The sequence below is a fragment of the Bacillus sp. 17RED48 genome, assembly GCF_019837545.1.
In the GTDB taxonomy this organism is placed as follows: Bacteria; Bacillota; Bacilli; order Bacillales; family Bacillaceae_G; genus Bacillus_A; species Bacillus_A wiedmannii.
Genome location: NZ_JADAXG010000001.1, coordinates 824,919 through 847,413 on the forward strand (window position 1 = coordinate 824,919; position 22,495 = coordinate 847,413).

Here is a 22,495-nt window from a genome sequence, read left to right on the forward strand (position 1 = left end):
CTCAATTAGCTTGTTAATATGTGTCCCTTACTCATTAAAGTATTTAGAGAACAGTCTTTTTATAAAATGTTTGTGAGGAATGCAGTAGAACAAGATATATGAAGTGAGTGAAGACTAGTGATGAACATACTACATTTTTTATTAGAGAATACGGTTTTCCAAAATGTATTACAAGATCTTCAGTTAAATGTCCTTTATATAGAAAATGGATGCACACATCAACAAACGATAGAAAATATTCATCCAAAATGTATGTTTATAGCAAATAGTTTTGAAGAAGGAGAATTATTGTATCAGAGGACTAAACCACATATTGTAATTATGTATGTAACAGATTTTTCTCAAATAAAATATATAAAGAATATGTATAATCCACAGAGTACATTTATTGTCATTTGGGATCAACAAATAACAAGCGAGTTTACAGAGGTGCTTACGTTAGGAATACGTAATATTGTGATAGCCCCTGTGACCCCACAAATGGTGTTAGAGGAAGTGAATAAGAGTTTGTATCAGCTTTCTTTAGTGCGGCAAGTAAGTTTGCAACAAGAACTACTTCAAACGATGTTTGATTTTCAAAATGATCTATTATTTATAGTAGAAGACGATGAGATTGTTGATTGTAATACAAATTTTTTAGAGTTTTTCGGATATGAAAATTTATTTGCCTATCGTGAGCAACATTTAGTATTTGCTGAACATTTTATTAGAGAAAACGGATACTATTCAACAACCCATGATATAACATGGTTAGATGATACATTATCATATGATAGAAGAATTAAGATGTCCAATTATGAAGGAGAAGTGTCAATTTTTTTATTGCGTGCGACACCACTGCCAGAAGATTTATCAAGATTTATTGTGAAGTGTACAGAGATTACAGAATTAGATGAAATCTATCAAGAACAAGAAAGGCTTGCTATGATAGATTCGTTAACAGAGATTTATAATCGTTTGAAGTTCCAACAAATACTAGAGGCAGAATGGGATAATGCAATGCGTAACGATGAAAAAATAGCACTTATTTTATTTGACATAGATAATTTTAAAACAGTAAATGACACGTACGGCCATGATTTTGGTGACTTAGCATTAATTCAGCTTGCAGAGCTTATGAAATCTAAAGTGGAGCAGCAACATGTATTTGCAAGGTGGGGAGGAGAAGAATTTATTATATTAGTAACGAATACAGTAGAAAAAGAAGCATTTCAGGTTGCGGAATCATTACGATTTTTCATTGAAACAAAGCATTTCTCCGGAATTTCGAAATTAACAGCGAGTTTTGGAGTCGCGTTATATGAACAAGGGATTACAAGAGAAGAATTAATGCAACGAGCGGATATCGCATTATATGAAGCGAAAAAAAATGGAAAAAATCAAGTGTGTGTATATAGAAAAGAAAAAAAGTGATTTTTCGCAACAAATTGTTGCGATTTTTTTTTATTGTTTGATAATAGAATGTGGGGGGGATTTTGGACGAAGGAATTATGGAGGAACAACATGATAAAAAAATAATGACGATGGCTTCGCTGTCTGCTGTAGTTTGTGGTGGAGTATACTATTTTCTCTATAATCCCAATATAAAGGAAAGCACTGTATTAACAACTAAGGTGAATCCTACTATTGAATCCGAAGTACAAGAGAATATAGAAGAAAAAGAAGAACAACGAATTGATTATGCTAGTATATCTCAAAAGTTAGATCAATATTTAATAGGAAAGCAATTTAATGGAACAGTTTTAGTAACAGATAAAGAGCATGTTATATTGAATAAAGGATATGGATATGCTGATGTTCAAAATAAGATAGAAAATACGCCTCAAACAAAATATCGTGTCGGTTCTATTACGAAAACAGTCGTGGCCACATCTATTTTACAGCTGCAGGAACAAAGGAAGTTAAATATTCAAGATAATGTAAATAAATATATTCCCTCTTTTCCGGTAGATAAAAATATCACCTTATATCATTTGTTAACACACACATCAGGTTTACCAGAAAGCGGAAAAGGGAAAGTGAATGCAGCTTCTCGTATAAATTTAGTAAATTGGATTGGAAGTCAAAAGTTAGAATTTCCACCAGGCGCAGGTTGGAGATATACAGATTATAATTATATGGTGCTTGCCTATATTATAGAAAGCATATCAAAAAAAACTTTAGGAGATTACATAAAAGAAAATATATTTACTAAAGCAGAAATGTATGAATCTGGTATGGGAAATATGGCTCAGGGAGATCAGCATTTTACTAAAGGATATGTAAAGAAAGAGAATGTACTTGAACCTGCACAAAAATTGTTAATGGAGTGGTTATACGGATGCGGTGAGATGTATACGACAGTTGGCGATATGAAGAAGTTAGACGAAGCGATTATAAATGGGAAACTTCTTTCTGAACAAAGTAGACAAGCGATGTTTTCACCTTCAACAGAACGAAAATATGCATATAGTTTTTACATATATCCGGATTATTTTTATAATCATGGTGTACTATCTGGTTGGAACACTTTCAATAATTTTAATAAAGAAAAAGGCACTTTTGTTATATTATTTTCAAATGTGAAAAATAGTATAGATGATGATTTTAATAATGAGTTTCGAAAGATGGTAAGTGATTTATTAGAACAAAGGGGATGAGAAAATGGAACGTAAAAATGTATCAATAGGTTTCATCGGTATTGGTGTAATGGGAAAAAGTATGGTGCGTCATTTAATGCAAGACGGCTATCAAGTATATGTATATAATAGAACGAAAATGAAGACAGACTCTTTAGTGCAAGATGGTGCGAATTGGTGTGATACACCGAAAGAGTTAGTGAAGCAAGTTGATGTTGTAATGACTATGGTTGGATATCCACATGATGTAGAAGAAGTGTACTTTGGGATAGATGGGATTTTGGAGAATGCAAATGAAGGTACGATTGCAATTGATTTCACGACATCTACACCAACATTGGCAAAACGTATTAATGAAACCGGTAAAAGTAAGAATGTATATACGTTAGATGCGCCTGTATCTGGAGGAGACGTTGGTGCGAAAGAAGCAAGGCTCGCAATTATGGTCGGTGGTGAAAAAGAAATATATGAAAAATGTTTACCGTTATTTGAAAAACTAGGAACAAACATTCAGTTGCAAGGACCAGCTGGAAGTGGACAACATACAAAAATGTGCAATCAAATTGCGATTGCTTCTAACATGATTGGAGTATGTGAAGCTGTTGCTTATGCAAAAAAAGCTGGACTAGATCCGGATAAAGTATTAGAAAGTATTTCAACGGGAGCAGCAGGTAGTTGGTCATTGAGTAACTTAGCTCCTCGAATGTTAAAGGGAGATTTTGAACCAGGGTTTTATGTAAAGCACTTTATGAAAGATATGAAGATAGCTTTAGATGAGGCTGAAAAATTAGAATTACCAGTACCAGGTTTAAGTTTGGCGAAGGAATTGTATGAAGAGTTAATAAAAGATGGGGAAGAGAATAGCGGAACACAAGTGTTATACAAAAAATATATAAAGGGGTAAATGAGATGGATCTTCAAAAATTTGATGAGATGATTGATACTGTACAACGAGCAACTTGTATACAAATTAATGAAAAACAAAAAGAAGCTTTTAAACAAAAGTATGATTTTGAGCCGGAATTCGAATATGGAAGAGATGAGAAGGGGCATTATGTTATTCGAACTTCAAAAAAGATGTTAGAAGAAATGGATTTTTATTTGGCATTGAAATATGATCGAGATGGAGTTGACCTTTATATGCAAGCAGAGATTGACGGTATATGTCACGTATCTGTTAGCTATAGTGAAGACGTCTTGCACCTACAAGAATTGTTTCAATTTCTAGAAGAAAATAAATAAAAGTCCTCATTTGAGGACTTTTATTTATTTTTAATTTTAAAATTATAAGCTAGAAGCCCGGCGACATCGTTCGATTGGGAATGGAATAACTTGCGCGATGTGATTAGGACCGAATTGCTTTGCACGAGCATGGCGTACTATATAAAATGCACACAGAATTGAAACAGGAATAGCACCGAATAAGCCGAAAAATAAAGCGCTTACACAAGATGCGACAAAACCTAAAACACCAACTTCCAACTCTTCCATAATAGCTCCTAGAATAACAGGAAGTGCTCCACACGTAACCCCTAGTATAAGTGCGATAAGTAAACTCATGATTATCCCCCTCTGTTTGCGATATTCTTTTCCTTTTTATTTAATTGTAGTATATCATATACAAAACAGAATTTTCAGAAAAAATTCAAAAAAAGTTCAATAAATGTTCAAAAAGTGTTAAAAAATTCGCTTAAAACATAGAAGGGGGGAGATTGTTTTGGAATAGACGGAATCATATGCTTGAGAAAATAAAAAATCAGGCTTATTTCATTTTTGGAAATAAGCCTGTTCCATAGGAGGATGTATATATGTAGAGTGAATAAAAGGTTGGAAAAGGGGATCCAAGTCCTTTTATTCAACTAACTACCTTAATAAATTGGAACCCAGCCTTCAGTTGTAACAAAAATACGAATAGCTACAACTTGACGATCATCTTGCAAGGTAAAATAATGTCTTGCATTTTCAGGAACAGATATGAGATCGCCTGGCTCAAGTTCAACGTCAAAGAATTTCCCATCTTTTCCTTCAATAGCAAAGATGCCATGACCACTAACAATAAAGCGAACTTCATCATCAGTATGATGGTGTTCTTTTTGGAAATTAATTAATAATTCGTCAAGGTTAGGTGTGCTATTTGAAAGTGAAATTACATCATGTGCTTTATAACCTCGGCGCGCTGAAACATCAGCGATTTCTTTTGAAAACACAGCTAATATTTCAGCCTTGTTTTCATCTGTTAACGAATAATTTTCATTTAAATAAGTAGGAAGTTTAGAGATGTTCCATTTCTCATATAAAACGCCTTCCTCTTGTAGAAATTTAGATACTTCCACTTCATTTTCGATGCGAGTATTTACTTCATGAATACGAATTTGCGCCATTAGAAACGCCTCCTTGAATTGATAATAGTTTTATATGAAATTGGAATAAAAACTCATAAGCTTCTAATCTTTTCTTTGCATCAAAGCTATCTCGGCCCCATACGGTAATACCATGGTTACGGATCAATACTGCTCCCGAATCTCCTTGTATATGCTTTCGGAAGTTTTCTCCAAGCGTTGGGATATGGGCATGGTTTTCGATAATAGGAATGTGAATTGTTGCACCTTCTTCCCAAATATCGAGAGCTTTAATAATTTCTTGATTTTGAAGGACGACTGCATCACTGTATAAATTTGTGATGACATTATTATCAGTTGTATGAACATGAAGTACGCACCCAGCATTCGTATTGTTATAAATATGGGTATGCAATATTGTTTCTGCTGAAGGGCGTAATTCAGTCTCTAATACGGGAAGCCCTAGATGATCTACTAATAGAAAATCATCTGGAGTAGTTTTTGTTTTATCTTTACCACTTGCTGTAATAAGAAAAGTAAGTGGCTCATGACTAACCTTTATAGAAATATTACCACTCGTTGCTGGAAACCAATTTCGTGTTGTTAATTCTTTTTTTATCTCGCTTAAGTCATACCATTGACGAAAAAGTTGTTTCATGATTTCACCTCCAACAAATGTTTTAATTGGGTTTGAACATCGTGAAATGTTTCAAACGGTGTATAAGCAATATAATTCTCTTCACACTTTGTAATAAGGAAGTCACGAGCAAATACTTTATCTGCTTGTTTCGCAGCTTGTAAATCAGTAATTGAATCTCCAATTACAATATGGAAGTCATTCGTATCACTTAATTTACGGATTAAAGATGATTTACATAATCCGCAATGATTTTGACAATGATGATCACAAGGATGAGGCCACTTAACTGTAATGAATTCATTTGAAAAGTCTGTTTCATTACAGTAAATTTGCTCTTTTGGAATGATTCCTTGTAAGAGTGGATAGACGAAGAAATCCATTCCACCTGATATAACGTAAAAAGAAATGTTATTTTCATTTACAAATTGTATAAATTCATGAAAACCACTACGGATTTCAGCAGTTTCTATTAAAAATTGAATCATATCATCGTGTAGACTAGTAGGTATTAATTGAAATAATTGAGAAACACCTTCTTGAATAGACAGCTCTTGTGATAAAATTCTATTCTTTACTTCTTCGGCTTCTGGTGGTGCAAATTTTTCCATAATGGACATAATGTTATCACTATTTGTAATCGTGCCATCAAAATCACAAAATACTTGAATACTCATAATTTCACCCCATGAGAGGGATTTCCCCATATTTGTAGTGCACTATGCAAATTTATGTCATCTACTTCATGGAGTGGTGTATTTTGCAAAGTAGCATCAATTGCAGTACGGAAAGCTTTACCGCCCCCTTGCGCTCCACTCGGATGTCCATGTATCCCGCCGCCAGCATTAATAACAACATCTTTACCGAAATCTCGTAGAATAAAGGGAACGAAACCAGGGTGAATACCAGCAGACGGAACAGAAAAACTCTTCTTGAAAAATGCATCGTCTTCAGTTAAATATTTTGAGATAGCAAGAGCCTCCTCTTTTTCTAGTGCAACACTTCCGTATGGAGATGGGAATAATGAAAAGTCAGCACCAGCATAACGTAGTAGCTTTCCTAGTAATAATGGAGAGGAAACTCCATATAACTTGGATGCTGAATAAGCACCACTTACAGCAGGGTGTGCCATAATAGGAACTGGGATTTCATTATCTTCTGCAAGTGATTGTAGTACATCTAGTCCGTAAGCAAATACATTAAATAATAGAATATCTGCCCCAGCTTGCACTGCGCGTTTCGCATTTTCTTTTAAATCAAAAGTTCGTCCTGTTAAATTTACGGCATATAACGTTTTATGTCCGTATGTTTCATATACTGAGTCTAAAACTTCTTTTCCAGATACAATGCGTTTCGTAAGTGGTGTTAATGTATTCTCAAATAATATTTCATCATCTTTTACTATATCTACACCACCAATTGCTTGATCGCGTAATTGCGTTTTTAAATACCCAATATTTCGTCCAATCATTCCTTTGAAAATGCTCATTAAAAGGGGACGCTCATGCACTTGTAAAAGATTTCGAATGCCATCTATCCCGAATTTCGGACCAGGGAAATACTGTTTTAACTCGTCTGAAAATGTTAAGTCGATTAATTTCACTTCGCCATCAAGTGATAGCTTTCCGAATGTAGTTGTTAAAATTGCTGGTAAGTCTGGACTGAAGTTTAATAACGGATATTCGATTTTAATAATCCCACGTTTAACTTTTTTACGTAAATACGAATTGGTATGTTCTTGTTCAGCTAATTCCTCAACATGAATGACGTTGCCTTTATGCTGTTTTAATTGTTCTTGCAATAAGTGTGGCAAATGAGTCCAAGAGCCAATTGTTAAACCGAGTGCAATTTGCTCAGCTTTTTTTTCTAAGTTATGTGAATCATCATGGATTAAATACGTCGCTATAATTCCGCTCATTGTTAAAACCTCCTAGTTAAATAAAAAAACCTCTCAGCTAAGGAGAGGTTTTTTTACAACCAGCTCCTTATCTGTCAGCGTAATGCTGCGAGAATTAGCACCGTGTCTACAATTGTAGATCGGTTGCCGGGTTTCGTCGGGCTCGTCCCTCCACCTGCTCTTGATAAGAAGTATTTAGAAATGTTTAAATTTTTAAGATAACTGAATTTTGTCAGATATTTTTCATGTTGTCAATTACTTTTTGAAAAAATTTAATTTATCAATTCGATTAATGGCTTCTCGTAATCTATCTTCTGTATGCAAGAGACCAACACGGACATACCCTTCGCCATGCTCACCAAATCCAACACCAGGAGCAACTGCAACGTGTGCTTTTTCTAGTAAAATATCAGAAAATTGCTCAGATGTATATCCTTTCGGAACAGGAAGCCATGCAAAGAATGAGCCTGTTGGAATGTCTACATTCCAACCAATTGAGTGACAAGCTGAAACAAGAGCGTTTCTTCGAGATTCGTAACTATTTACAAGGTCTATTACGCAAGACTGTGAACTTAATAGTGCTTCGCGGGCAGCATCTTGAACTGCACCAAAAATACTAACATACATATGATCTTGTAATAAGTTAATTGTCTCAATCACACTTTCATTCCCCACAGCAAAAGCGATGCGCCATCCAGCCATATTGAAAGTTTTCGATAGAGTGTAAATTTCAATACCTGTATCTTTAGCACCGTCTGCTTGCAAGAAACTAACAGGTTTTTGACCATCGAATCCAATCGCACCGTAAGCAAAATCATGAATGACTAATATATTATGTTTATTAGCAAAATGAATGGTTTCATCAAAGAAATCTTTTGATGCAGTAGCACCGGTCGGATTATTTGGATAGTTTAAAAACATTAACTTTGCACGCTCAGCGGTAGTGGCATCAATTTTTGTATAATCTGGTAAAAAATTATTTTCTGCAATAAGCGGCATTGTTTCAAATTGTGCTTTTGCTAAAGCAACTCCTGATAAATAATCTGGATAGCCTGGATCTGGAACGAGAATAGTATCACCAGGGTTTGTAAAACAAAGTGGTAATTCTACTAATCCAGCTTTTCCACCAAACAAAATAGCAACTTCTGTTTTTGGATTTACTACTACATCATATTCGCGTTGATAGAATGTTGCCACGGCTTCTTTTAAACTTTCGTGTCCGCGAAATGGTGGATATTTATGATGAATGGTCTTTTCAGCAGCATCTTGTAAAGCTTTTACGATATGCTGCGGTGTTGGTTGATCTGGATTACCTTGACCTAGATTAATAACATCGTGACCTGCTGCTACGACTTTGTTAACTTTTGCAACAAGTGAAGCGAAAAATTGTGTAGGCAATGATGTTACTATCTCAGAAGGTTGAAATAATTTCATACTTTCCACCTCTTTTGAAAGTTGTTACAATTCTAGTGACAAATGATATAATCTTTCCAGTATTTTGTAAAGAAAAAAATTAAGAATGGGGCTGACAAAATGAAAGTCGCATGTATTCAAATGGACATTGTCTTTGGAGATGTAGAAAAAAATATTGAGAATGCTAAAAATAAAATAAGCGAAGCGATGAAGGAAAGACCAGACGTTATTGTCTTACCAGAATTATGGACAACGGGATATGATTTAACGAGGCTTACTGAAATTGCAGATAGGGATGGATTGCAAACGAAAGAAAAGCTGAAAGAATGGTCGAAGCAATATGGTGTACATATTGTCGGTGGGTCTATAGCGAAGCAAACAGAGCAAGGTGTTACAAATACAATGTATGTGGTAAACAAGGAAGGAGAACTAGTCAATGAATATAGTAAAGTGCATTTATTTCAGCTTATGGATGAACATAAATATTTAATCGCTGGAAATAGTACAGGTGAATTTAAGTTAGATGATGTAGAGTGCGCCGGCACAATTTGTTATGACATTCGTTTTCCGGAGTGGATGCGCGTTCATACTGCGAAAGGTGCAAAAGTTTTATTTGTTGTAGCAGAATGGCCATTAGTTCGTTTAGCACATTGGCGTTTGCTATTGCAAGCAAGAGCAGTTGAAAATCAATGTTATGTTGTTGCATGTAATAGGGCAGGGAAGGATCCGAGTAATGAGTTTGCCGGTCATTCTCTAATTGTCGATCCTTGGGGCGAAGTTGTTGTAGAAGCGAATGAAGAAGAATCAATTTTATTTGGAGAGCTTCATTTTGAGAAAATTAAAGAAGTACGCAAAGGAATTCCAGTTTTTGCAGATCGTCGTCCAGAATTATACAAATAAAATGTTGACAAGTGATTTTTATTCTTGGTATAGTCTTCAACATAAAGTTAAAAATTCAAAAAATTATACAACTCTTATCAAGAGCAGGTGGAGGGATTTGGCCCGATGAAGCCCAGCAACCGACCGTAATACCATTGTGAAATGGGGCGTTTATTTACGCCAAAAGGCACGGTGCTAATTCCAGCAGAAAGTAAACCTTTCTGGCAGATAAGAGGGGAGAAGATAAACTTCAAACCTCTTTCTTTGTGGAAAGAGGTTTTTCTACGTCAGAAAAACCTCTGAATTTAAAAAAGGGGGAGAAGACGATGGGATATTATTCATTAACTGAAACGACAGCTATACAATATGCGAAAGAACACGGTTATTTTGAAAAGAAAGCAAATGTAGTTTGTCATGAAATTGGAGATGGAAATTTAAATTACGTGTTCAAATTAGATGATGGAGAGAAGTCTATTATAATAAAACAAGCACTGCCATATGCGAAAGTAGTTGGTGAGAGCTGGCCACTGTCTATAAAAAGAGCGACGATTGAAAGTAAAGCATTACAAATTTTTGCGAAGTATGTGCCGGAATATGTGCCGGTAGTGTACAGTCATGATGAAGAGTTAGCAGTAACGGTCATAGAAGACTTATCAAGGCTAACAATTACAAGAAAAGGATTAACAGATGGAGAGGAGTACCCACTTTTATCCCAACATATTGGTCGCTTTCTAGCACATGTTTTGTTTTATACTTCAGATTTCGGTTTACAATCAGAAGAGAAAAGAGTGTTAGATAGTGAATTTGTTAATCCAGATCTTAGTAAAATTACGGAAGATTTAGTGTTTACAGATCCGTTTAGTCATTATGATACGAATGATTATGAACCAGAGTTACAACTAGCGGTGGATGAACTGTGGAGTGACAAAAATTTAAAATTAAAAGTAGCACAGTATAAATATAAGTTCTTAACAAGAAAAGAAGCGCTTATTCATGGTGATTTACATACTGGTAGTATTTTTTCATCACCTGCTGAAACGAAAGTAATTGATCCAGAATTTGCAACATACGGTCCATTTGGATTTGACCTTGGTCAATTTATTGCAAATTTATTATTAAATGCACTATCCCGTGAAGAGGAAAAAAGAAGTGTGCTATTTTTCCATATTGAGAAAACATGGAGTTATTTTGTAGAAGCTTTTACGAAATTATGGATTGGAGAAGGCGTAGAAGCATATACGAAAGAGAAACAATGGTTGCCAATTATTTTGCAAAATATTTTTACGGATGCCGTTGGATTTGCTGGATGTGAGCTTATACGTAGAACAATTGGTTTAGCACATGTAGCTGATTTAGATGAAATAGCAAATAAAGAAACGAGAATCCAAGCTAAAAAACAAGCGCTATCCTTAGGTAAAGAACTAATAAAATATGAATCTAAGAGCGCTGACATTCAACTGTTCCGAACGTTATTTCAACAGACAGTTTCTGGAGGGGTAAAAGCATGAGTACAATTGTTACTGTTCCGAGGTCTGTCAGTTGGAAAGGTGATGCCATTGCAGTATTAAATCAAACAAAGTTGCCGCATAGTACAGAATACAAAACATTAACGACGATTGAAGAGGTATGGAAAAGTATTGTCATGCTAGAAGTACGAGGAGCACCTGCAATTGGAATTGTAGCTGCATTTGGTTTGGCGCTTGCATCAAAAAAATATAATACTGTACATATGGAAGAATTTCAAAAGAAGTTTAATAGAGATTGTAATTATTTAGGAACGTCACGCCCGACAGCAGTCAATTTATTTTGGGCAATCGATCGTATGAGAGAATCCATTGGAGAAATTACTAAAATAAAAGAAGCACAAAAAATATTAGAAGAAGAAGCACTTCTCATTCAGCAAGAAGATGAAGCGGTATGCCGGAGTATTGGAGAACATGCATTAACATGCTTTAAAGACGGTGATAACATTTTAACAATTTGTAACGCTGGAAGTATTGCAACTGCTAGATATGGTACTGCATTAGCACCGTTTTATATTGGGAAAGAAAAAGGTGTACGTTTACATGCGTATGCATGTGAAACGAGACCGGTTTTACAAGGCGGGCGTTTAACGACATGGGAATTAAAACAGGCAAATATTGATGTAACACTTATTACAGATAATACGGCAGCGCATGCTATTCAAACGAAAGAAATAAACGCAATTATTGTAGGAGCGGACCGAATTGTCGCAAATGGAGATACAGCAAATAAAATCGGAACAATGAATTTAGCTATATTAGCAAAGTATTTCGATATTCCATTTTACGTTGCAGCTCCGTTATCTACGTTTGATATTACGAAACAAATAGGTACAGACATTGTTATTGAAGAAAGAGATGAAACCGAAGTTACGAAAATTTTTGAAAAACAAGTGGCGCCAATTGGAACTAATGTTTATAATCCTGCATTTGACGTAACACCGAATGAATTAATTACAGGTATTATTACTGAAAAAGGCATCATACATGGAGATTATAAACGGGAAATTGCATCATTATTTGAAAGACAAGCTAATACATAATAGCTTGTTTTTTTATGCCTAAATGTATTTCGTACTCTTATTTATATAATGAAAGGGGGAGAGAAAAATGGAAGAGTGGATCAGGATGATAGGTAATGTAGGGTTTCCGATTGTTGTAACATTATATTTACTCCATCGTATTGAAAGTAAATTAGATGGGGTAATTGTTGCAATCGAGAAACTCCCTAAACAATTACTAAAGTAGGAAGGTCCTCGCGATAGAAAGTAAAATAAAGTTTGCTCTTCGTGAGCAAACTTTATTTTTTACCCCGCATTAATGGGAAGTAAAAGCCTTCACTTTATTGAGCAGTATAACCACCATCGATAACAACGGCTTGTCCAGTTATACCTCTTGCTTTTTCACTCGCTAAAAACATAGCATAATCAGCGATTTCTTGTACTTGCAATAAGCGTTTTTGTGGTACAAGTGGATAAATAACATCTTCTAAAACATTTTTAAGTGGTACATTTCGTGTAGTAGCTAAATCTTGTAGTTGATTACGTACAAGAGGGGTATCGACATAACCAGGACAAAGCGCATTAACGGTAATTCCGTGAGTAGCGCCTTCTAAAGCGGCAACTTTTGTTAATCCGATTACGCCATGCTTCGCGCTATTGTAGGCGGATTTTCCCGCAAATCCAACGAGGCCATTAATGGAGGCTACATTAATAATTCGGCCATACTTTTGTTTTTTCATGATTGGGAAGGCATGCTTAATTGCGATAAAAGGAGCGATTTGCATAATTTTAATAAGCAGTTCGAACTTTTCGGTTGGAAAATCTTCAATTGGTGAAACGTGCTGCATTCCTGCGTTGTTAATTAATATATGTAATGAACCGAAATGCGTAACGGTTTGAGAAATTGCAGCGGTAATTTCTTCTTCAGATGTAACATCACATTTTAAACCGATAGCTTGATAGCCTTCTTTTTGTAATTGTTCAGCAGCTTCTTTTGCACGTTCTTCAAGACGATCGGTAATAACAACTTTTGCACCTTCTTTTGCAAAAGCGTTTCCCATTTCATAACCAATGCCACTTGCAGCGCCTGTTAAAAAAACAACTCGATTTGTAACCATGATGAAAAACATCCCTTCGTCATAAAGTTCTCATATTGCTCTATTTAGAGAGTGGATAATGAAAATCCTGCAAAGAATTGGAAAAATATCGTTAGCTATCTTGTTTTGCAAAATAGTCTCTGCTATACTATTTTGTAAAGCAAGATACTTACGCTTATCTATCTTGTAAAACAAGATAGTGGGAGGATTTGAATTATGTCGACAAGTCAAATGCTGAAAGGGATTTTAGAAGGATGCTTACTTGCTATTATTTCTGAAGGTGAAATATACGGTTATGAAATGAGTGAAAAGCTAGCGAAGTATGGCTTTACAATGGCGAGTGAGGGAAGTATTTATCCGTTATTAATACGAATGCAAAAGGAAGGATTAATAACAAGTGTAATGAAGGAATCTCCATCTGGCCCAAAGCGAAAATATTATACATTAACAGAAAAAGGCGAGGAAGCACTTAATGAATTTATGGATCGCTGGGAAGCGATGCAAAGTAGTGTAGAGCGTCTACTTGAAGGGAAGGGGAGAAAAAAATAATGATATCCAGTGAAGCACGAAAGTTTTTATTAGATATGAGATTATTTTTAGTGGCAAAGGGTGTGAAAGAAAGCGATATTGAAAATTTTATAGAAGATGCAGAACTCCATTTAATTGAGGGTGAGAGTGATGGGAAAAGTGTAGAAGATATTTTCGGAAGCTCACCGAAAGAATATGCAAATGAACTTGTAAAAGTAATGGAAAAGGATAGACAGGAAACGTGGAAGCAAATTGGTTTTACAGTAATGAATATCGTATCGTTTTGGATTATTGCTTCTATCTTAATAGTGAATAACGGAATGTTACAGATTTCACTTATTCAGTGCATTGGCTATAGCTTTACATTGATCGTAGCTGTAATGGGTCCTAATTTTCTACTTCGTAAAATGACCTTCGTAACAAGCTTTACAAAAACATGGTTTTCTATGTGGTTTTTAGTCATGATTGCGCCAATGTTTCTAATAGGAGTTGTTACGATATTAGATGTAATATATCCTACAAAAATGCTCACATTCACCGAAATGCAAAGTTATATATTAGCTGGAGGTATTTTTATTATCACAATAGGGATAAATTTGTATTTTGAAGGATGGTTTAAAAACTTATATTTAATCATTCCGCTTTCAATTATGTTAGTGTTTAAAACATTTACATCAGAAGATCTCGTACCAATGTTATTTCAAATTATATGTTTATACGGAAGTTTGTTTATTTTAATTTTCCTTGAAATTATGATGAAGACGAATAGAAAAGAAACGGTTAAATAAGGGAGAGGTTATCATGCAAATTTCTAAAGAAGGAGAAAAGTTTTTAATCGATACAAAAGTGTATTTAATAACAAAAGGAATGAAAGAAGAAGATGTGGACGCTTTTATAGAAGATGCAGAACTTCATTTAATAGAAGGTGAGAAAGAGGGAAAGACGGTAAGCGATATATTCGGTGATTCACCAAAAGAATATGCGGAAGAATTAGCGAAAGAAATGGATAAGGATAAAGGCGGGAGTATAAAGAGTATTCTTGCCATGATAATTGGTATTGGCGGATATTGGATATTAACTCATATTTTATTTAATAATCCGAATCAGCAATTTATACTAACGAATATACAGTTAATTGGCTATCCTATCGTCTTAATCATTATGATTATTGGAACCATTGTTGCGTTTAGAATGTCTTCTTTTAAAAATAAATTTGTAGAGTTCGGGATTATTTACATAATGGTAATGGTTCCCATTTTATTATTAGTATTATTGATGTTTATTGATAAATGGTACGGGACACCTATTTTGCAATTGTCGACAATGCAAACATATATATTAGCAGCAAGTATCTTTTTATTGCTTTTCGTTGGAGAAGTGTATGTTCTTGGTTGGATAGGTGTTTTGGTGCTACTTGTTCCTTTAGCGATTATGTTTATATTTAAAGGATTAGAAGAAAAAAATGTATTTTGGGGAATTGCAAAGATATTACTTATGTATGGAAGTATATATGGATTAATGAGATGGTCTTTAAAAATTGAAGAGAGAAAAAGTATAAACGAGTAGTTCAAAAAAAGTGGCTGCTCTGGATATACAATAAATTATTTCCAAAGAAATACTATATTTTGATTTTAAGAGAGATTACGCTTAGATGTATAGTGTATCCTTTGGCAGCCGAGAATTGGTTTGTTGATTAAATAAGTTGTTTTAAACAGTAACATGACAGTTACTGTTTTTTTCTTTGTAATAAAGAGCTTTGTAAAGAGAGCTCTTTTTGTTCGTTTGTTAATAAGGAATGAATATGGACGTTTTCAGGACGAGGTACGATAGGGTACATAAGATTTGTTGGAGAAGGATGGTGCTCCGAGCCAGTTGGGGAATGAGGATCTGCGTGAGTAAGTTTTCCGTGAATACGTCTTGTAAATAAAATATGACCGACTTCGTGAGCGAGCGTGTATATATTTTTCATGGGGGCAGCCGAGTTTGTTAAAACGATATAACCAGTAAGTTGCTGTTGTTTTGCTAAAGAGTAAGCGCAGGCAATTACGGCTGTTTCTTTGAAATAATCACTGCCAATATAACAAATGTAAAGGTCGCATTCAGGAGCTTCATTTACACACGTTTGGAAAAAGGATGCTAATTTTTCCTGACTTTGAATAGAATTTTTATAACTAATTTCACGGTCAGAAAAACGAAAAAGTTCATTTAAAATAATTACGTCTTTAATTTGAAATGTAATGGGGTGCCAAATTGATTCTGCAACTGCTAAATCTTTTGCGATACGGTCATCAGAAATATTGGCGCCTGGAGTAATGCAAATACATATATTGACGTATGGATCCATAAGGAACACCTCAACTGAAAAAAATTCTTCCTATAATATATGTTGGGAAAAGACCCTATGTATGGATAAACGCCTTGTTTATTACAAGTCGAAAAAATTTCATAGTTCTATAACGTAGTGTGATCATCTTTTTGATATAGTAAAGGAAAGGGGGAGAATATATGTATACATTAAAAATCGTTTCAGACAGAGAAGCTCTTTATCAATTTGCAAGTTATGTAAGAGTTGTGCAAGGGGTGGAAGATGTATATGTAGAGGTGGGAGAACCTTTATATGAACATCCATTAATGAAGTTTTATGTACATATTAAGCTGGGGGAAACATATGAGCAACATAAAGCGTTACAAGAAATAGCAAGATTAGTAGAATTAGGGCGTTTTACATACGTTCATTATCGTAATGATGAAATTGAAGAAGCTTTTGAAGCTGTAAAATATGAAAGTTTTAAGAAATAAAAATGGAAAAAAGGAAGCGAAAGCTTCCTTTTTTTTCTTGGAAATTACATCAACAAAAGGAGAAAAATTTTGTTATGATAAGGGAGGGTGAGGAAAGGAGAATTTACATAATGGGGTATATTGAAGAGTTACGCAAAGTTGTTGGGACAAGACCACTTATTCTCGTTGGATCAGCAATAATTATACTAAATGATAATCAAGAAGTATTGCTTCAATATCGTTCAGATACATATGATTGGGGTGTACCTGGCGGCGCGATGGAACTAGGAGAAACGACGGAAGAAACTGCTCGCCGAGAATTATTAGAGGAGACGGGATTAACTGCAAAAATAATGCAATTTCTAGGTGTCTTATCAGGAAAGGAAGTATATTTCCGTTATCCTAATGGGGATGAAATTTTTAATGTTATTCATCTGTATCAGGGGCATCATGTGAGTGGAGAATTAAGGCTTGATCATGAGGGATTGAAGCTTCAATATTTTCCGGTAGATAGGTTACCAAAATTGAATGAAACGACAGAGAAAATTTTACAAAAATTTTTATATGCATTAACAGAATAGAAGGTTAATTCCTTCTATTTTTATTATATTAAATATTTTGATTTTTTAGTATGTTTATAGTATGATAGATGTAGACATACATCTTATGGAATTTCACCTAAAAACTGACTAGGGTACATAAGAGAGGGGCAAGTGCAAAATGCATAATGTTGTTATTACAGCTGCAGTTCGTTCGCCAATTGGAACTTTTGGAGGAGCGCTAAAAAATGTAACGCCAGTAGAATTAGCGGTTCCTGTACTTCAGGAAGCTGTAAAACGAGGCGGGGTAGAACCACACGAAGTTGATGAAGTAATTTTAGGTCATTGTATTCAAAGAACTGATGAAGCAAATACTGCAAGAACAGCTGCATTAGCGGCAGGATTTCCTGACACAGTTACGGGTTATACAATCCAACGCCAATGTTCTTCAGGTATGCAAGCAATTATGTCAGCTGCAATGCAAATTCAATTAGGTGTAAGTGATGTTGTTATTGCAGGTGGAGTAGAAGCGATGAGTTCGAGCCCTTATGCATTAAAACAGCACCGCTGGGGACAACGTCTACAGCACGGAGAAATTCGTGATACGGTGTGGGAAGTACTAGAAGATCCGATTCACCATATTATGATGGGTGAAACGGCTGAAAATTTAGTTGACCAATATGAAATTACAAGAGAGGAACAAGATGAAGTTGCGCTTCGTAGTCATACATTGGCACTACAAGCAATCGAGTCTGGATATTTTGACGAGCAAATTGTTCCTATTACGATAAAAGAACGTAGAAAAGAAATAGTATTTTCGAAGGATGAACATCCACGCGCAGATATTACAGCGGAAAAATTAGCAGGATTAAAACCAGCTTTCCGTAAAGATGGATCTGTAACGGCAGGGAATGCATCTGGCCTTAATGATGGAAGTGCGGTTCTAGTATTAATGAGCGAAGAAAAAGCGAAAGAAAAAGGCTTACAACCGTTAGCTAGAATTGTTGGATATTCAGTAGCTGGAGTAGATCCGAAAATTATGGGTATTGGACCAGCACCAGCAATTCGTAAAGGATTAGAAAAAGTAGATTGGTCATTAGAAGATGCTGATTTACTGGAAATTAATGAAGCTTTCGCGGCTCAATACCTAGCTGTAGAGAAAGAATTAGGTTTAGACCGTGAAAAAGTGAATGTAAACGGTAGCGGTGTAGGACTTGGACATCCAATTGGTTGTACAGGAGCTCGTATTACTGTAAGTTTAATTCATGAATTGAAGAGACGCGGTTTAGAAAAAGGAATTGCCTCTCTATGCGTCGGTGGCGGTATTGGGGTCGCATTATTTATAGAAGCACTATAAAAAAGAAGCAGCAATCGCTGCTTCTTTTTTATTAAGAATCAAATAAATGATGAAATAATCGATCACGATTTTCAAAGAAAAGTTTTGTCGTTTGGTAATGCTCGGTTTCTTCTAATGTGGATTCATGAATCCCTTCTTGTGTTAAAGAATATATAGTGGATTCAGGATAAGCCATTAAAATAGGAGAGTGCGTCGCGATAACAAATTGTGAACCTTGTTCCGCTAGTTCGTGCATTCGAATAAGCATGGAAAGTTGCCTCATTGGTGATAGAGCGGCCTCAGGCTCATCTAAAATGTATAAACCTTGTCCTGAAAAACGATTCATAAATAAGGAGAAAAATGATTCACCATGGGATTGCTCATGAAGTGAAACACCTCCATAAGATTTTATAGCATCTATTTCATCAATATAAGAAGCAACATTATAAAATGATTCAGCGCGAAGAAAGAAACCATCGTTTGGTGTATTGAAACTTTTCGAAATTCGAAGGTATTCATGTAAAGATGAATGTGAATCGTTTGTGCTAAAGCGGAAATTCTTCGTTCCACCTTCTGCATTAAATCCTAAAGCGATTGCAATTGCTTCGAGTAATGTTGATTTTCCCGTTCCGTTTTCTCCAATAATGAATGTTACATTTGGGTGGAAGGCAAGTGATTGTAAAGTTCGGATAGCGGGTAGACAGTAAGGATATGCGGAAAAACTAGGGATATTTTCTTTTTTTAATGTGACATTTTTTAAAAAGGGTACATCAATCAATATATAAACCTCAATTCATAACGGATTTTGATTGTAACAAAACAGTAAATACAAGTGTTAATGACACGTGAACCTCTCCTTATTTTCTGAATATTTTATGTGGATTATAACATGTAAACTATCATATTCCAATGTGAAAATAAATATTGCATCAAGATCAATTCTCTCGTTATGATAGATGGTATTCTATTGAAGATATGAAAAGGAGTTCAAACATGCCGTTTACATTTGCGCATCCAGCAGCAGTCCTTCCTTTTGTGAAAAAGCAGTCCAAATATATTTCAGTAACGGCTCTTATATTAGGGAGTATGGCGCCTGATTTTGAATATTTTTTACACTTTAGACCGTATGGTGTCATTGGCCATACATGGCTTGGGTTCTTATATTTAAATTTACCGCTTGTATTTCTACTCGCATGCATATATCATCACATTTTAAAAAAGCCGTTTATAACACATTTACCTAAACCATTTGCTGGCTACTATACATATGTAGTAGATGAGAGGTGGGGGCTTCATACATGGAAGGATTTCTTTGTATTTTGCTATTCTGCTTTATTCGGTATGCTCACGCATGTCGTTTGGGATGCGTTTACTCATAAGACAGGCTACTTCGTTATGGAAATACCATTGTTACAAAGGGAATTACATAGTATCCCGGTGTATAAATATATGCAACACGGGAGTACATGTGTTGGTTTCTTATTACTATTATACGTATTATGGAAGTATAAAGATGAAACAGGGAAAGATATTATGATAGCTTCAGAAAAAAGGAAGTATTGGGTTTCGGCAATCATTGTGGCAGCTCTAGTATTTATCGTTCACGCGTTTGTAAATCCCTATTTTCATATTTTCCAAATAGGGGGTATAATAGTATCTGGACTGACAAGTTCGTTTTGTGGGCTTCTCATTGTTTCTATAGTCTACAAAGCAAAGGACTAATTTATATTAATGAATGATAGTGTTAGGAGAAATTATATGATGAAAGCATGGAAAAATATTTTTGTTTTATGTAGTTTTCTTCTTATGTTAAGTGGTTGCTTCCATCAAGAAGAAAAGAAAGTTGAACCGAAGAAGAAAGAATCTATTCCTGAAACAAAAGAATATGGTGGGCGTGAGCTGAAAAAAGTAGGACAAAAAGTGAAAGAAACAGGGTGGGGTACTTTTAAGTTAGAACAGATTCAATCTGTAAATCAAACATTTGAAGTAGCACCAATGAAAATTCACATACAAGATGTAAAAGTAATCTCTTTATCGCAGATGAGTAAAGATGCAAAAAATACATTAAAAGTATTTACGGCATTAACTCCTGAAGAAGTAAAGCGTAGATTAGGAGATAAAGTAAGCCAAGAAGATGCGGAGTTATATGCATCGATAAGTGGTACAGAGATTAGTGATACGATTCGTTACCTTGAAATTACATATAAGGTGGAAAATAGCGGAAATAAAAATATGCAATTTTTCTCTATGAATGATGTTACGATTAATGATAAGCAACATTTTAAAGTAGCAACTCAAAACTTTTTATATGATGAAGATACGCTCGTTGGTACAAAAAATGTATCAAGGGAAGACTATAAGCCTGGTGAAACAAGAGATGGTATTATCGGCTTAATACTTGATGATGGAAAAGAAAAGGTAAAGGATATTAAGTTTACAACAGATAATGTAGTCGCAGCAGATACAGAAACGCAAGATGTTGTAAAAGAGGCACAAACTTTTAATATCTCACTTTCTGAGTAAGGTGTTTTAAAAATATGTAAGAAAAAACAGTCAGCGCTTAAACTATTATGCTGACTGTTTTTTCTGTTCTTTTATGTATGAATCTACACTTTGAAAAGGTACCTTAATTTTAAACGCATCTTTTTGTTCATTAAATTGCTTTTCATTATAAGGGCCAAAACGTTTATTATGCTTTACGTCAATAATCCAATAATGCTCACTTTTTTTATTTGCAATTGCTCCGTCAGGGTTATTCGGATCTGACTTTTCCTCAATTTGTTTTGCAATAATGTATTTATCATCCCAAGCTATGTCTGTAATTTTTGCAGGAATGTATTGTGTGGCATATACAGCATCTTGTGATGGGAAAAGTTCAAATGCATTTCCAGAAGTACGTATGAGTTCGTATTCATCGTTAATCGTATAAGTTATATGATTTGTATTTCCAGCACAACCGGCTAATAGGAATGCGACGAATAGGATTATCCATTTTTTCAATATGGGAACCTCCTTTACAATGCTGTTGTAACACATTGTACAAGAAAAGTAAGAGAAACGCTAGTTTACAATGTTTTTTAGAAGTGGTACGATGAGACGGGTAAAGAAGGATATGAAGGAGTCGACATAAAATGAAGTTAAAGATGCATCGTCCAGCGCTTGTAATGAATCGCATAGGTGCTTCCCTAATTGACATGTTTTTAATCTCGGTTATGTATGGTGCAGTAGTAGCTATTATGACCGGAAATTATAGTGCTATTTTTAATCGCTTTAATATTAGTTTTGGTGATTATAGATATGATCTCGCAGTAGTTTTTATATTAATGGCGATATATTTTATTTTGGTACCCTTTATTTGGAACGGTGTTACACTTGGTAAAAAGGTAACGAGAATAAAATTAATTTCATTGAAGAGTGAAAAGTTAACATTACAAACATTAATTATAAGGTTTTTTGTATTGTTATTACCGAACATATTGCTACTTGGAATTCCGATATTATGTAACGTATATATGATGTTATTCCGCAAAGATAATTGTGGTTTTCAAGATTTAATTACAAAAACAAAAGTGATAAGTCTTGTATAATAAAACAGAGACCTTTTTATACATAAAATAAGAAGGTCTTTTTTTATTATATAAATATATTTTAAAGGATATATAATAAGAAAAAGTTAATCCATATCATTTTTGGTTTTAATAGATTGAAAATTAAGAAAATGTTATAATGATTAAAATAATATCTTTATATAATAAGGGGGAAATTGAAATGACTGGGGGTAGCGTAATCTTTTGGGGGATTTTAATTTTCATCGGTTTAGTTTTCGATCAGCGTAATAGTAAGAAAAAAGAAGGAGTAAAAAAGTAATCGCTTACAAATTAATAAGCAACTTTTCTTGCTTGCAGACTAA

Annotated in this window: 28 protein-coding genes and 2 riboswitches; of the genes, 18 read left to right on the forward strand and 10 right to left on the reverse strand. The window is 34.6% G+C overall.

From position 1 onward, the window contains the following. The first annotated feature begins 120 nt into the window (after positions 1–120). From ILT06_RS04600 to ILT06_RS04615, 4 genes are all read left to right on the forward strand, one after another. Entirely contained in the window at positions 121–1,413 is a 1,293-nt protein-coding gene (locus ILT06_RS04600; protein ID WP_149173459.1) for a GGDEF domain-containing protein, read from the forward strand. A 77-nt stretch (positions 1,414–1,490) separates the two neighbouring features. Beyond that, a complete protein-coding gene (locus ILT06_RS04605; RefSeq protein ID WP_222654942.1) occupies positions 1,491–2,639 on the forward strand; it encodes a serine hydrolase domain-containing protein in 1,149 nt (382 codons plus the stop codon). A 4-nt stretch (positions 2,640–2,643) separates the two neighbouring features. Continuing rightward, entirely contained in the window at positions 2,644–3,522 is an 879-nt protein-coding gene (locus ILT06_RS04610) for an NAD(P)-dependent oxidoreductase (RefSeq protein WP_154131170.1), read from the forward strand. A gap of 5 nt (positions 3,523–3,527) precedes the next feature. Beyond that, positions 3,528–3,860 carry a DUF3909 family protein gene (locus ILT06_RS04615; protein ID WP_149173462.1) on the forward strand — a complete coding sequence of 111 codons (333 nt, stop codon included), beginning with the start codon at positions 3,528–3,530 and terminating at the stop codon, positions 3,858–3,860. 42 nt (positions 3,861–3,902) lie between these two features. On the opposite strand, the gene ILT06_RS04620 is transcribed toward ILT06_RS04615, so the two are convergent. The 6 genes from ILT06_RS04620 to ILT06_RS04645 all read right to left on the reverse strand — a co-directional run bounded on the left by ILT06_RS04620 (position 3,903) and on the right by ILT06_RS04645 (position 8,925). Next, on the reverse strand, positions 3,903–4,178 hold the full coding sequence (locus ILT06_RS04620; RefSeq protein ID WP_000054671.1) for a hypothetical protein: 276 nt from the start codon (positions 4,176–4,178) through the stop codon (positions 3,903–3,905). Positions 4,179–4,486: 308 nt separating this feature from the next. Further along, positions 4,487–4,999: a 1,2-dihydroxy-3-keto-5-methylthiopentene dioxygenase gene (locus tag ILT06_RS04625; protein ID WP_000057324.1), complete on the reverse strand. Its 513-nt coding sequence runs from the start codon at positions 4,997–4,999 to the stop codon at positions 4,487–4,489. Further along, on the reverse strand, positions 4,977–5,615 hold the full coding sequence (locus tag ILT06_RS04630) for a methylthioribulose 1-phosphate dehydratase (protein ID WP_088047225.1): 639 nt from the start codon (positions 5,613–5,615) through the stop codon (positions 4,977–4,979). Before ILT06_RS04630 ends, ILT06_RS04625 begins: the two co-directional genes overlap by 23 nt. After that, on the reverse strand, positions 5,612–6,271 hold the full coding sequence (locus ILT06_RS04635) for a 2-hydroxy-3-keto-5-methylthiopentenyl-1-phosphate phosphatase (protein ID WP_222654870.1): 660 nt from the start codon (positions 6,269–6,271) through the stop codon (positions 5,612–5,614). The genes ILT06_RS04630 and ILT06_RS04635 overlap by 4 nt, the downstream gene beginning before the upstream one ends. Further along, positions 6,268–7,512, reverse strand: a complete 1,245-nt coding sequence (mtnW, locus tag ILT06_RS04640; protein ID WP_222654871.1) for a 2,3-diketo-5-methylthiopentyl-1-phosphate enolase — start codon at positions 7,510–7,512, stop codon at positions 6,268–6,270. Before mtnW ends, ILT06_RS04635 begins: the two co-directional genes overlap by 4 nt. A 64-nt stretch (positions 7,513–7,576) precedes the next feature. After that, positions 7,577–7,682, reverse strand: a riboswitch (SAM riboswitch). A gap of 64 nt (positions 7,683–7,746) precedes the next feature. Beyond that, positions 7,747–8,925, reverse strand: coding sequence for a pyridoxal phosphate-dependent aminotransferase (locus ILT06_RS04645; RefSeq protein WP_064474907.1), 1,179 nt, complete (start codon positions 8,923–8,925; stop codon positions 7,747–7,749). 99 nt (positions 8,926–9,024) lie between these two features. On the opposite strand from ILT06_RS04645, the gene ILT06_RS04650 reads away from it, so the two are divergent. The 4 genes from ILT06_RS04650 to ILT06_RS04665 all read left to right on the forward strand — a co-directional run bounded on the left by ILT06_RS04650 (position 9,025) and on the right by ILT06_RS04665 (position 12,554). Next, positions 9,025–9,804 (forward strand): carbon-nitrogen family hydrolase, encoded by a 780-nt coding sequence (locus tag ILT06_RS04650; protein ID WP_064474908.1) that lies wholly within the window; start codon positions 9,025–9,027, stop codon positions 9,802–9,804. Positions 9,805–9,875: 71 nt separating this feature from the next. Next, positions 9,876–10,018, forward strand: a riboswitch (SAM riboswitch). Positions 10,019–10,109: 91 nt separating this feature from the next. After that, positions 10,110–11,291 (forward strand): S-methyl-5-thioribose kinase, encoded by a 1,182-nt coding sequence (gene mtnK / locus ILT06_RS04655; RefSeq protein ID WP_088047228.1) that lies wholly within the window; start codon positions 10,110–10,112, stop codon positions 11,289–11,291. Then, positions 11,288–12,349 carry an S-methyl-5-thioribose-1-phosphate isomerase gene (gene mtnA / locus ILT06_RS04660; protein WP_088047229.1) on the forward strand — a complete coding sequence of 354 codons (1,062 nt, stop codon included), beginning with the start codon at positions 11,288–11,290 and terminating at the stop codon, positions 12,347–12,349. The genes mtnK and mtnA overlap by 4 nt, the downstream gene beginning before the upstream one ends. A gap of 67 nt (positions 12,350–12,416) precedes the next feature. Further along, the gene (locus tag ILT06_RS04665) at positions 12,417–12,554 is read left to right on the forward strand and encodes a YvrJ family protein (RefSeq protein ID WP_000393342.1); all 138 of its coding nucleotides are present in this window, start codon (positions 12,417–12,419) and stop codon (positions 12,552–12,554) included. Between the two features lie 94 nt (positions 12,555–12,648). Here the strand turns inward: ILT06_RS04665 and ILT06_RS04670 are convergent, their stop codons facing one another. Further along, the gene (locus ILT06_RS04670) at positions 12,649–13,425 is read right to left on the reverse strand and encodes a 3-hydroxybutyrate dehydrogenase (protein WP_064474910.1); all 777 of its coding nucleotides are present in this window, start codon (positions 13,423–13,425) and stop codon (positions 12,649–12,651) included. A 195-nt stretch (positions 13,426–13,620) separates the two neighbouring features. Between ILT06_RS04670 and ILT06_RS04675 the strand changes: the two genes are divergently transcribed. Genes ILT06_RS04675 through ILT06_RS04685 form a run of 3 tightly spaced genes read left to right on the forward strand, consistent with a single transcriptional unit; the run spans position 13,621 to position 15,498 of the window. Next, entirely contained in the window at positions 13,621–13,953 is a 333-nt protein-coding gene (locus ILT06_RS04675) for a PadR family transcriptional regulator (RefSeq protein WP_000107987.1), read from the forward strand. Then, on the forward strand, positions 13,953–14,720 hold the full coding sequence (locus ILT06_RS04680) for a DUF1129 domain-containing protein (RefSeq protein ID WP_064474911.1): 768 nt from the start codon (positions 13,953–13,955) through the stop codon (positions 14,718–14,720). The genes ILT06_RS04675 and ILT06_RS04680 overlap by 1 nt, the downstream gene beginning before the upstream one ends. A gap of 13 nt (positions 14,721–14,733) precedes the next feature. Continuing rightward, complete coding sequence (locus tag ILT06_RS04685) at positions 14,734–15,498, forward strand: DUF1129 domain-containing protein (protein WP_064474912.1); 765 nt, start codon at positions 14,734–14,736, stop codon at positions 15,496–15,498. Positions 15,499–15,658: 160 nt separating this feature from the next. On the opposite strand, the gene ILT06_RS04690 is transcribed toward ILT06_RS04685, so the two are convergent. After that, positions 15,659–16,276, reverse strand: coding sequence for a hypothetical protein (locus tag ILT06_RS04690; protein ID WP_048562415.1), 618 nt, complete (start codon positions 16,274–16,276; stop codon positions 15,659–15,661). Positions 16,277–16,437: 161 nt separating this feature from the next. Here ILT06_RS04690 and ILT06_RS04695 point away from each other — a divergent pair, with 161 nt between their 5' ends. The 3 genes from ILT06_RS04695 to ILT06_RS04705 all read left to right on the forward strand — a co-directional run bounded on the left by ILT06_RS04695 (position 16,438) and on the right by ILT06_RS04705 (position 18,606). After that, entirely contained in the window at positions 16,438–16,731 is a 294-nt protein-coding gene (locus ILT06_RS04695) for a DUF3928 family protein (protein WP_000288329.1), read from the forward strand. A gap of 110 nt (positions 16,732–16,841) precedes the next feature. Next, positions 16,842–17,291 carry an NUDIX hydrolase gene (locus ILT06_RS04700; RefSeq protein ID WP_142289347.1) on the forward strand — a complete coding sequence of 150 codons (450 nt, stop codon included), beginning with the start codon at positions 16,842–16,844 and terminating at the stop codon, positions 17,289–17,291. Positions 17,292–17,430: 139 nt separating this feature from the next. After that, positions 17,431–18,606, forward strand: a complete 1,176-nt coding sequence (locus tag ILT06_RS04705) for an acetyl-CoA C-acetyltransferase (protein WP_000552069.1) — start codon at positions 17,431–17,433, stop codon at positions 18,604–18,606. A 31-nt stretch (positions 18,607–18,637) separates the two neighbouring features. Here ILT06_RS04705 and ILT06_RS04710 read toward each other — a convergent pair whose 3' ends face one another. Then, entirely contained in the window at positions 18,638–19,363 is a 726-nt protein-coding gene (locus tag ILT06_RS04710; protein WP_000567976.1) for an AAA family ATPase, read from the reverse strand. Between the two features lie 215 nt (positions 19,364–19,578). On the opposite strand from ILT06_RS04710, the gene ILT06_RS04715 reads away from it, so the two are divergent. After that, entirely contained in the window at positions 19,579–20,307 is a 729-nt protein-coding gene (locus ILT06_RS04715) for a DUF4184 family protein (RefSeq protein WP_088047230.1), read from the forward strand. Between the two features lie 36 nt (positions 20,308–20,343). After that, positions 20,344–21,108, forward strand: a complete 765-nt coding sequence (locus ILT06_RS04720) for a hypothetical protein (RefSeq protein ID WP_064474916.1) — start codon at positions 20,344–20,346, stop codon at positions 21,106–21,108. A 45-nt stretch (positions 21,109–21,153) separates the two neighbouring features. Here the strand turns inward: ILT06_RS04720 and ILT06_RS04725 are convergent, their stop codons facing one another. Continuing rightward, complete coding sequence (locus ILT06_RS04725; RefSeq protein WP_088047231.1) at positions 21,154–21,585, reverse strand: DUF3997 domain-containing protein; 432 nt, start codon at positions 21,583–21,585, stop codon at positions 21,154–21,156. Positions 21,586–21,716: 131 nt separating this feature from the next. On the opposite strand from ILT06_RS04725, the gene ILT06_RS04730 reads away from it, so the two are divergent. Beyond that, complete coding sequence (locus ILT06_RS04730) at positions 21,717–22,172, forward strand: RDD family protein (RefSeq protein ID WP_000769076.1); 456 nt, start codon at positions 21,717–21,719, stop codon at positions 22,170–22,172. Positions 22,173–22,353: 181 nt separating this feature from the next. Further along, complete coding sequence (locus ILT06_RS04735) at positions 22,354–22,452, forward strand: hypothetical protein (protein ID WP_000145657.1); 99 nt, start codon at positions 22,354–22,356, stop codon at positions 22,450–22,452. Positions 22,453–22,495 lie beyond the last annotated feature (43 nt).

Coding starts and splice junctions, on each gene's coding strand:
- ILT06_RS04675 (WP_000107987.1), top strand. CDS start 13,621: ATGTCGACAAGTCAAATGCTGAAAGGGATTTTAGAAGGATGCTTACTT.
- mtnA (WP_088047229.1), top strand. CDS start 11,288: ATGAGTACAATTGTTACTGTTCCGAGGTCTGTCAGTTGGAAAGGTGAT.
- mtnW (WP_222654871.1), bottom strand. CDS start 7,512: ATGAGCGGAATTATAGCGACGTATTTAATCCATGATGATTCACATAAC.
- ILT06_RS04635 (WP_222654870.1), bottom strand. CDS start 6,271: ATGAGTATTCAAGTATTTTGTGATTTTGATGGCACGATTACAAATAGT.
- ILT06_RS04670 (WP_064474910.1), bottom strand. CDS start 13,425: ATGGTTACAAATCGAGTTGTTTTTTTAACAGGCGCTGCAAGTGGCATT.
- ILT06_RS04600 (WP_149173459.1), top strand. CDS start 121: ATGAACATACTACATTTTTTATTAGAGAATACGGTTTTCCAAAATGTA.
- ILT06_RS04650 (WP_064474908.1), top strand. CDS start 9,025: ATGAAAGTCGCATGTATTCAAATGGACATTGTCTTTGGAGATGTAGAA.
- ILT06_RS04665 (WP_000393342.1), top strand. CDS start 12,417: ATGGAAGAGTGGATCAGGATGATAGGTAATGTAGGGTTTCCGATTGTT.
- ILT06_RS04715 (WP_088047230.1), top strand. CDS start 19,579: ATGCCGTTTACATTTGCGCATCCAGCAGCAGTCCTTCCTTTTGTGAAA.
- ILT06_RS04705 (WP_000552069.1), top strand. CDS start 17,431: ATGCATAATGTTGTTATTACAGCTGCAGTTCGTTCGCCAATTGGAACT.
- ILT06_RS04620 (WP_000054671.1), bottom strand. CDS start 4,178: ATGAGTTTACTTATCGCACTTATACTAGGGGTTACGTGTGGAGCACTT.
- ILT06_RS04690 (WP_048562415.1), bottom strand. CDS start 16,276: ATGGATCCATACGTCAATATATGTATTTGCATTACTCCAGGCGCCAAT.
- ILT06_RS04685 (WP_064474912.1), top strand. CDS start 14,734: ATGCAAATTTCTAAAGAAGGAGAAAAGTTTTTAATCGATACAAAAGTG.
- ILT06_RS04735 (WP_000145657.1), top strand. CDS start 22,354: ATGACTGGGGGTAGCGTAATCTTTTGGGGGATTTTAATTTTCATCGGT.
- ILT06_RS04695 (WP_000288329.1), top strand. CDS start 16,438: ATGTATACATTAAAAATCGTTTCAGACAGAGAAGCTCTTTATCAATTT.
- ILT06_RS04630 (WP_088047225.1), bottom strand. CDS start 5,615: ATGAAACAACTTTTTCGTCAATGGTATGACTTAAGCGAGATAAAAAAA.
- ILT06_RS04700 (WP_142289347.1), top strand. CDS start 16,842: ATGGGGTATATTGAAGAGTTACGCAAAGTTGTTGGGACAAGACCACTT.
- ILT06_RS04625 (WP_000057324.1), bottom strand. CDS start 4,999: ATGGCGCAAATTCGTATTCATGAAGTAAATACTCGCATCGAAAATGAA.
- ILT06_RS04605 (WP_222654942.1), top strand. CDS start 1,491: ATGGAGGAACAACATGATAAAAAAATAATGACGATGGCTTCGCTGTCT.
- ILT06_RS04615 (WP_149173462.1), top strand. CDS start 3,528: ATGGATCTTCAAAAATTTGATGAGATGATTGATACTGTACAACGAGCA.
- ILT06_RS04730 (WP_000769076.1), top strand. CDS start 21,717: ATGAAGTTAAAGATGCATCGTCCAGCGCTTGTAATGAATCGCATAGGT.
- ILT06_RS04680 (WP_064474911.1), top strand. CDS start 13,953: ATGATATCCAGTGAAGCACGAAAGTTTTTATTAGATATGAGATTATTT.
- ILT06_RS04610 (WP_154131170.1), top strand. CDS start 2,644: ATGGAACGTAAAAATGTATCAATAGGTTTCATCGGTATTGGTGTAATG.
- ILT06_RS04645 (WP_064474907.1), bottom strand. CDS start 8,925: ATGAAATTATTTCAACCTTCTGAGATAGTAACATCATTGCCTACACAA.
- ILT06_RS04720 (WP_064474916.1), top strand. CDS start 20,344: ATGATGAAAGCATGGAAAAATATTTTTGTTTTATGTAGTTTTCTTCTT.
- mtnK (WP_088047228.1), top strand. CDS start 10,110: ATGGGATATTATTCATTAACTGAAACGACAGCTATACAATATGCGAAA.